The 861-nt window shown below is 74.2% G+C and carries 2 pseudogenes; both read left to right on the top strand.

What is annotated here, in order from left to right:
• Window positions 1–619: pseudogene (locus R6V09_RS54020) on the top strand (serine/threonine protein kinase); the annotation flags it as partial.
• 7 nt (window positions 620–626) lie between these two features.
• Window positions 627–861: pseudogene (locus tag R6V09_RS54025) on the top strand (hypothetical protein); the annotation flags it as partial.

An 861-nucleotide genomic window follows, 5' to 3' on the forward strand; every position in this document is an offset into this window, starting at 1 on the left:
AGGGCGCAGGGTCGGCTGCACCGTCGCCCTGGCCATCGCCGGCGCGCTCGCGGTGGTGACCCTGGTGCCGCTCCTCCTGTACTGGATCCACCCGGGCGACAAGAGCTCGAACAACTCCGCGGACTCGGCCCCCACCGCGACCTCGACCGGCGGGCCGGGCACCGGGTCCAGCCGTGAGCCGAGCAGCGCGGTGAGCACCGGGGCGAGCACCGGGTCCAGCAAGGAGCCGAGCAGCGGGCCGAGTTCGACCGTCCCCACCCCGCTGCAGTCCATCCCCGACTCCTACCTCGGCACCTGGCAGGGCGAGGGCACCGCCCTCGGCGGCACGCTCCCCGACGGGACCTTCCGGATCGTGATCGCCAAGGTGGGCGTGGGGCAGCGGTTGGGCATCCTCCGCCAGACCGACCAGCTCGGCGGCGTCTGCGACGACGTCCTGACCCTGAAGCAGGTGACGAAGGCCCGGATCGTCGCCTCGGCCGCCGGTGCCCAGTCGAACCGCAGCGTGTGCAACCAGGCTGCCCACACGGTCACCCTCACCCCCGTCGGCGACGACCTCAAGTACGTGTCGGACAGCTCCGCCGAGGGCTCCCCGACCGCACGGCTGTCCAAGGTCGAGTAGCCACCCCGTGGACTACGACCATCTGCTCATCGCCCTCGCGGGAGTGTGGGGCGCCGGTGCGGGCGCGGTGGTGGCGCGGGCCGGGCGGCGCGGTGCCGGTACCGCTCTGCTCGTGGTCCTGGTGTGCGTCGCCCTCGCCGTCGCCACCGGGATCAGGCCCGAGCTGGCGGTCTGGCTGCTGCTCGCGCCGGTCGCGCTCCTGCCCGCCGTCGCCGACCTGGCGCTCCCCGCCGCGGGTGTCG

This window comes from Streptomyces sp. W16 (assembly GCF_033194735.1).
GTDB lineage: Bacteria > Actinomycetota > Actinomycetes > Streptomycetales > Streptomycetaceae > Streptomyces.